Origin of the sequence: Mycobacterium sp. (genome assembly GCF_032159775.1) — a bacterium.
In the GTDB taxonomy this organism is placed as follows: domain Bacteria; phylum Actinomycetota; class Actinomycetes; order Mycobacteriales; family Mycobacteriaceae; genus Mycobacterium.
This window is the reverse complement of record NZ_JAVHWK010000135.1, coordinates 42461-49102: the sequence shown is the minus strand read 5'-3', so window position 1 is coordinate 49102 and position 6642 is coordinate 42461. Positions and strand designations below refer to the sequence as shown.

Below are 6642 nucleotides of genomic sequence, written 5' to 3'. Positions count from 1 at the left end.
CGACCAACAGCGGCTGGGCTATGGCGCCGCGGCCCAGCAGCAGCGCCGGCGACCCCGACGGCGTCGCGGGCTTCCGCACACCGTTTCCAGCCGCGGCGTCGGCGGTGGCCTCGGCAACGGCGGCGTCGACGGTGGCCTGGTCGGCGATCACCCGGATCACCACGTTGGACTTGGGTTTTTGGCCCGCGGCCGGGCAGTGCGCTGATCCGCATCGACACGCCAAGGTGTCGTTTCCGTTGGCAATCGCGCCGACCGTATCGGAGCGGCGTTCACCGGCGGTGCGCGGATCGTCGGGGCACAGCGCGCTGACCATGGCGGTGACCCGTTGGGTGAGCACCGCGCCATCGGGGGCCAGCAGCCGTCCCCATACCGCGACGGTCTCGGCGTCGTCATCGCTGGCGCCGATGGTGAAATCGCGGCTGCGGGTCGCAGTTGTGCTGCGCCGCAGCGCGTCAGGGTCATACCGGATGACCTGTGCGTCGACGGTCTCGCGCAGTTTGTCCTCCGACAACCGCTCCCAGTGGGTGGCCCGTTCGGCGAGGGCGGCGTCGACCATCGCGATCGCGTCGGGGTCTTCGACCAGTCGGGTTCCCCAAGTGATCGCGGCCGCGAGTCGGGTGCTCAGTAAACCTTTGCCGACCAGCGCCGCCACGGCGGGGAACCGGTCGCGCAGCGCTTCGGCGATCCGCATCTCCTTGGACGCGCGGCGCGGCCCCACGCTCATCGCGGCGGCCACTTCGGCAGCCGCGGAGTCCCATCCGTCGAACGCCCACATCGCGCGCTCATCGTCGTGATCGACGCGGCGGTGGGTCAGCTCAGCGATTGCGGCCAATCGGCGCGCGCCGGCGATCGCTTCCTGGCGCACACCGTCCTCGATCGCCGCGACAAGCTCAACGTCGCTGGCGGCCGAAAACTCCGAATCGAACATGCTTTCGATTTTACTGAGACTACCGACTGAAAGTCCCAGCTCAAGGACCACCTGTGGATGAAGTAGCAACTGTGGATAACTCGATACCAAACAGCCGCCACGCCCTCGTGGCGGTCAACAGAAACGGCTAAAACAACACGCGCACGATCGTCTCGGCGATTGCCGCAGGCTTTGTGGAGCCGTCGAGTTCGATCGTGTTCTTCACCGTCAAGTTGACGGTGTTGTCGTCAACCTTGGCCGCATCGATGAGTTCGGACCGCGCGCGGATTCGACCGCCCGACGGCACGGCAGCGATGAACCGCACCTTGTTCGACCCGTAGTTGATCGCCATCTTCGCGTTCTCGACGCGGTAATTCTCCTTGGTGAGCGCCGGGATCATCGAGAGCGTCAGAAATCCGTGCGCGATGGTTGTGCCGTAAGGACTTTCGTTCTTGGCGCGGTCGGCGTCGATGTGGATCCACTGGTGATCCCCGGTCGCATCGGCGAAGGCGTTGATGCGTTCTTGGTCGATCTCCTGCCACTCGCTGACCCCCAGTTCCTGCCCCACAGCAGCGACGGCATCGTCGATCGACGTGATCACCTTCATCAGAATGCTTCCTCTCGTATGTCCATGACCGTCAGGTCCATGTCTTCGACGATCTTGCGGTCGGCAGCCAGGCGCGGCAACACATTCTTCGCGAAAAAGTTTGCGGCGGCTACCTTTCCGGCATAGAACTCGCGGTCGCCGTCGGACGGGTTGGCGTCGAGTGCGTTGAGCGCCACCTGGGCGTGCTCGAGCAGCAGCCATCCGATGAACAGATCCCCGATCGCCAGGAGGTACATCACCGACCCAAGTCCGAGTCGATACAGCTCGCGGGCGTTCTCCTGCGCGCTCAACAGGTATCCGGTCAGGGTCGCCGTCATCGCCTGCGCGTCTGCGAGCGCCGTGGCGAGCAGCGCGCGACCGTCGGCCAGTTCTGGCCTCGCGGTGTCGCTGTCGATGAGCTTCTGGATCCGGGTGACTAGGTGCTGCAGCGCAACGCCTTGATCGCGCGCGATCTTGCGGAAGAAGAAATCCTGGGCCTGAATCGCGGTCGTGCCCTCGTAGAGACTGTCGATCTTGGCGTCGCGGATGTACTGCTCGATCGGATAGTCCTGCAGGAACCCCGATCCGCCGAACGTCTGCAACGACTCCGTCAGGCACTGGTAGGCACGCTCGGAGCCAACACCCTTGACGATCGGCAGCAGCAGATCGTTGACCCGTTCGGCAAGCCCGGCGTCGGCCCCCGACACGATCTCGGCCGCCGATGGATCCTGATGCGCGGCGGTGAACAGGTACAGCGCCCGCAGGCCCTCGGCGTAGGCCTTCTGTGTCATCAGCGCGCGGCGCACATCCGGATGATGCAGGATCGTCACCCGCGGTGCGGTCTTGTCGGTCATCTGCGTCATGTCGGCGCCCTGCACCCGAGTCTTCGCGTAATCCAAGGCGTTCAGATAGCCGGTCGACAGAGTCGCAATCGCCTTGGTGCCGACCATCATTCGGGCGTACTCGATGATCTTGAACATCTGCGCGATGCCGTTGTGCGAGTCCCCGACCAGCCACCCGACGGCGGGCACCCCGTGCTGGCCGAAGGTCAGCTCGCACGTCGCGGACACCTTCAAGCCCATCTTGTGCTCGAGCCCGGTGACGTAGACGCCGTTGCGCTCGCCCGGTTCGCCAGTCTCGAGATCGGGCAGGAACTTCGGCACCACGAACAGGCTCAGGCCCTTGGTGCCGGGGCCTGCGCCCTCGGGCCTGGCGAGCACCAGGTGCAGGATGTTCTCGAATACGTCGTCGGTGTCGCCGTTGGTGATGAACCGCTTGACGCCGTCGATATGCCAGGTGCCATCGGCCTCCTGGACCGCCTTTGTGCGGCCCGCACCCACATCCGATCCTGCGTCCGGCTCGGTCAGCACCATCGTCGCGGCCCAATTGCGTTCCATCGCAAGCGATGCCAGCCGCCGCTGATCCTCATTCCCGATTTGGTACAGGATGTCCGCCATGATCGGTCCGGCCAGATAGATGAACGCAGCCGGCTGAGCGCCGAGCGCGAACTCGTTGATCGACCACGCGACCATCGCGGGTGCGGCCACCCCGCCGATGTCTTCGGCCAGGCCCACCCGGAACCACTCGCCCTGCTGCCAGGCCCGCAGTGACTTCTTGAACGACTCGGGGATCGTCACCGCGTGCGTCGCGGGATTGAAAGTGGGCGGGTTCCGGTCGGCGTCGGCAAAGGCCTCGGCCAAGGGTCCCTCGGCGAGCTTGGACGCCTCGGCGAGCATCTGCCGAACGGACTCGCCGTCGAGGTCGCCGAAGTCACCGGTGGCCAACGCCTTCTCGAGCTCGAGCACCTCAAAAAGGTTGAATTCGAGATCCCGGACATTGCTCTTGTAATGGCCCATGGCTAGCCCTTCTGCAGCGACTGCGCCGAGCGTAACCCGATCTAGGAGCCGCTGAACCGGGCTTCGCGCCGCTCGACGAACGACTGCACACCTTCGGCGGCGTCGGCTGTGCCGAACAACCTCGTCATCTCCGGTCGCAACCGGTCAATCGCGGCGCCGTCGCCCTCCATGCGGGCCGTGTGTGCTGACGCCAACACCGCACTGACCCCGAGCGGAGCGGCACGATCAGCGATGGTGTGCGCGATGGCGCGTGCGGTGGCCTGCGCCTCGGCGGCATCGGCGGCGACCTCTTGCACCAGCCCGATGCGCAGCGCCTCGGCGGCGTCGAACTCATCGCCGGTGAGCAGCCACCGCATCGCGTTGCCCCACCCGGTCTGCTGCGGCAGCCGGATGGTGGCGCCGCCGAACGGGTAGATTCCGCGACGCACCTCCATCTGGCAGAAGCGGGTATCGGCGGAGGCCACTCGAATGTCGGCGGCCAGCAGCAATTCGATGCCCAGCGTCATGCACCAGCCGTGCGCGGCGGCGACGATCGGTTTTGTCCAAGTGCCGTCCAGACGCCACGGATCGCGACCCTCGTCGGGGAACGGCAATTCTCCGCTGATGATGTTGGGTCCGACGTCCACCAGGTCGAGGCCTGCCGTGAAGTGGTCGCCGTGTGCGAAAAGGACACCCGCACGTAGGGAGTCGTCGGACTCCAGCAGCGCGTACGCGCGGGACAAATCCGCGAGTATCGCCAGGTTGAACGCGTTGCGCTTGTCGGGCCGGTTGAGTCCGATGGCAAGCACGTGGCCATCGCGTTCCAGTGTGACGGTGGCCAGGGTCAGATCCGGTGCTGTCATCAGCCGAGTGAAGCGCGTCGCAGCCGATTATGCAATATCCCATAGTTTCGCTCTAGCCGCGCCGAACTCCTGACCAGCAACTTGACACCTGTTTACCCGATGTTTACCTGCGGAAACGGGTCGAATTGCCGGACCAGGGAATTGCACCATCGTCTGATCAGTTCTATGATGAGAACCATAATCCGCGGGCCGGCAACGGCGCCGGCTCTTTTGTAGGAGGCACCCGATGTGGGTTATCGAGCTCAACTTCGCCGGCAGGCAGTTCACCCACCGCGTGCCTGATCGTCGTCAGCGGCTGTACCAGTTCGCCACCCGAACCGTGGGTTGGCGTCCGGCGCAGTTGCGCAACCAGCAGGCTGCGTGAAAACGCTCCAGACCGTGCCGTCAACCAAGACGCGCACCAAGCGTGGGTCCACGCGGCGCAACATGCTGATCAGCGCCGCCGAGGTGATGCGTGAGCGCGGCGCCGCAGGCGTGACGATCGACGAGGTGCTGGCCCGCAGCGGCGCGCCACGGGGGTCGGTCTACTACCACTTCCCAGAAGGCAGAAATCAGATCCTGGCCGAGGCGCTGCGCTGGGCCGGGGACACCATCGCCGAAAGCATCGACGCCGCCGCCGAGCGAGGTGCGCTGCCGCTCGTCCGCGGTTTCATCCAGTTCTGGGAGCGGACCCTGCAGGAGAGCGACTTCGGAGCAGGCTGCCCCGTCGTCGCCGCCGCGATCGGTTGCGCAAGCGACGACGCCGAGTTGGCCTCCATCGCGAGCGACATCTTCGGACGCTGGCGCGATGCGTTGACGCGCGCGTTCGTCGCCGACGATTTCGACGCCGCGGATGCCGAGTCACTTGCCGTCACGTGCATCGCATCATTGGAGGGCGCCGTCGTGCTGTGCCGTTCTATCCGCAATGCCGAGCCACTGCGTCAAGTCGCGTCGCAGATGGAATTCCTCATCAAGTCACGCGAATTCGTTCGCCGTAACGGCGTGCCGACCGGCGACCGCTAAGCCTTCCCCCACCTCGCGCAGACGAAGTCGCCGTTGACGGCCGACTCGGTCAGCGTCCACTCCGTATGCGACGGCATGAGCCGCCCACCGGTGCCGAGCGTGCACGGGGCGTAGCTGACGATCATCTCGTCGATCAGACCGGCTTGGGCGAACTGTGCGGCCACATCGCCACCGCCGACGACCCAGACGTCCTGATAACCCGCCGCCTGCACCAGCATTGGGTGCAGCTCGGTCACAGAACCGTCGAAGGCCCGCACACCGCCGCCTGCCCGGACGATATCCGGTCGGTGGGTCAGCACCCAGGTGGGCTGCTTGTACTGCCACTCGTCGGGGTCGTTGGCCAGGATCCACTCGTACGTCGTCGCCCCCATCACCAGCGCCCCGACCGAATTGCTGAAGGCGCGATAGCCGAAGGCGCCGTCGGCGTCGATGTTGCGGGTTATCAACCAGTCCAGGCTTTCCCGGTCGTCGACGATATACCCGTCGATGCTGGACGCCGTGTAATAGATCGTCGCCATGTCAGTTGCCTCTCATCCAGTCGAGTGGGTCACCCGTGCGGGTGTCGACCCCGTGACGTGCCAACATCGTGCGGGCCAGCTGCCTACGGTGTGCGGAATAGGTCAGTACGTGCGCGATGATGCCGTAGAGCTGAAACGACTCCGGCGGATCGCACAGCGCGTCGATGATCGTGTCGCCGAGGCGCCCTTGCGCGGCATAATCGGATACCATTGCGCTCCACCGGTTCCCGAGTTCTTCGTGGTGTGCGGCCAGCCGCGCGGGCGTGGTCGACTCCGGTCGGGTGGACTCGCGGCCCGGAAAGTCGTGTCCCCTGATCGTCGCCATCCAGACCTCCTTCGTCCAGACGACCGCGCCGAGCACCGCGCCCACACTCGGTTCGGCGCCGTCCCAGTCGAGGACTACCTGCCCGGGCGAAATCTCCTCCAGCCATTGCTGTTTCGAGAGCTTGGTCGCCTCGCTGATCAGGTAGGCGGTGTCGGCGATGTCGTGCGCAACCATGAGCTGTGAAACGTCGGGCTCCTTCGTGTCGCCGGCGCTGTCCAGCCACAGGGACTGCGGCGGATGAAAATGCAGACCGTTGGGTGCGGGCAGCCGGAACGAGATGTCGGTTGCCTTCGACGGCGGCACGCCGAATGTCCGGCGGAACGCCCGCGAGAACACCTCGGCCGACGACCAGCCCTCATCGGCGGCGACCGCCGACACCGGTTCGCCGCCGCGCAATCGCCACGCCGCGCGTTCGAGCATGATCCGGCGGCGCAGTGCCGCCGGCGGCTCCCCGGTCAGCCTGCGCACCTCGCGGGTGAAGTGGAACTCCGACGCAAAACTGCTCCGCGCCATGTCGCCAACGCCCGCGTTGTCGGCGTCCACGACGGCGTCGAGCAGTTCGCGCAGGCGGTCGCGGCGGGCGGGATCGGTCACGTTCACCGAGTA

General features: G+C 65.8%; 8 protein-coding genes. 2 read left to right on the top strand and 6 right to left on the bottom strand.

The genetic code is table 11. From position 1 onward, the window contains the following. The 4 genes from QOJ24_RS17735 to QOJ24_RS17720 all read right to left on the bottom strand — a co-directional run. Nucleotides 1–928: DUF222 domain-containing protein (locus QOJ24_RS17735; RefSeq protein WP_526263509.1), on the bottom strand; the 928-nt coding region annotated here is incomplete at its 3' end. Nucleotides 929–1055: 127 nt separating this feature from the next. Beyond that, the gene (locus QOJ24_RS17730) at nucleotides 1056–1514 is read right to left on the bottom strand and encodes a MaoC family dehydratase (protein ID WP_526263507.1); all 459 of its coding nucleotides are present in this window, start codon (nucleotides 1512–1514) and stop codon (nucleotides 1056–1058) included. Next, entirely contained in the window at nucleotides 1514–3349 is a 1836-nt protein-coding gene (locus QOJ24_RS17725) for an acyl-CoA dehydrogenase C-terminal domain-containing protein (RefSeq protein ID WP_526263505.1), read from the bottom strand. Before QOJ24_RS17725 ends, QOJ24_RS17730 begins: the two co-directional genes overlap by 1 nt. Nucleotides 3350–3390: 41 nt before the next feature. After that, nucleotides 3391–4191, bottom strand: a complete 801-nt coding sequence (locus QOJ24_RS17720; RefSeq protein ID WP_526263503.1) for an enoyl-CoA hydratase/isomerase family protein — start codon at nucleotides 4189–4191, stop codon at nucleotides 3391–3393. A gap of 226 nt (nucleotides 4192–4417) precedes the next feature. On the opposite strand from QOJ24_RS17720, the gene QOJ24_RS17715 reads away from it, so the two are divergent. Continuing rightward, nucleotides 4418–4555, top strand: coding sequence for a hypothetical protein (locus tag QOJ24_RS17715; protein ID WP_526263501.1), 138 nt, complete (start codon nucleotides 4418–4420; stop codon nucleotides 4553–4555). 62 nt (nucleotides 4556–4617) lie between these two features. Next, nucleotides 4618–5193: a TetR/AcrR family transcriptional regulator gene (locus QOJ24_RS17710; RefSeq protein WP_526263515.1), complete on the top strand. Its 576-nt coding sequence runs from the start codon at nucleotides 4618–4620 to the stop codon at nucleotides 5191–5193. Here the strand turns inward: QOJ24_RS17710 and QOJ24_RS17705 are convergent. Then, the gene (locus QOJ24_RS17705; RefSeq protein ID WP_526263499.1) at nucleotides 5190–5711 is read right to left on the bottom strand and encodes a dihydrofolate reductase family protein; all 522 of its coding nucleotides are present in this window, start codon (nucleotides 5709–5711) and stop codon (nucleotides 5190–5192) included. The two genes, QOJ24_RS17710 and QOJ24_RS17705, sit on opposite strands and share 4 nt — an antisense overlap. Nucleotide 5712: 1 nt before the next feature. Beyond that, nucleotides 5713–6630, bottom strand: a complete 918-nt coding sequence (locus tag QOJ24_RS17700; RefSeq protein ID WP_526263497.1) for a helix-turn-helix domain-containing protein — start codon at nucleotides 6628–6630, stop codon at nucleotides 5713–5715. Nucleotides 6631–6642: the final 12 nt, after the last annotated feature.

Coding starts and splice junctions, on each gene's coding strand:
- QOJ24_RS17725 (WP_526263505.1), bottom strand. CDS start 3,349: ATGGGCCATTACAAGAGCAATGTCCGGGATCTCGAATTCAACCTTTTT.
- QOJ24_RS17710 (WP_526263515.1), top strand. CDS start 4,618: ATGCTGATCAGCGCCGCCGAGGTGATGCGTGAGCGCGGCGCCGCAGGC.
- QOJ24_RS17720 (WP_526263503.1), bottom strand. CDS start 4,191: ATGACAGCACCGGATCTGACCCTGGCCACCGTCACACTGGAACGCGAT.
- QOJ24_RS17730 (WP_526263507.1), bottom strand. CDS start 1,514: ATGAAGGTGATCACGTCGATCGACGATGCCGTCGCTGCTGTGGGGCAG.
- QOJ24_RS17705 (WP_526263499.1), bottom strand. CDS start 5,711: ATGGCGACGATCTATTACACGGCGTCCAGCATCGACGGGTATATCGTC.
- QOJ24_RS17715 (WP_526263501.1), top strand. CDS start 4,418: ATGTGGGTTATCGAGCTCAACTTCGCCGGCAGGCAGTTCACCCACCGC.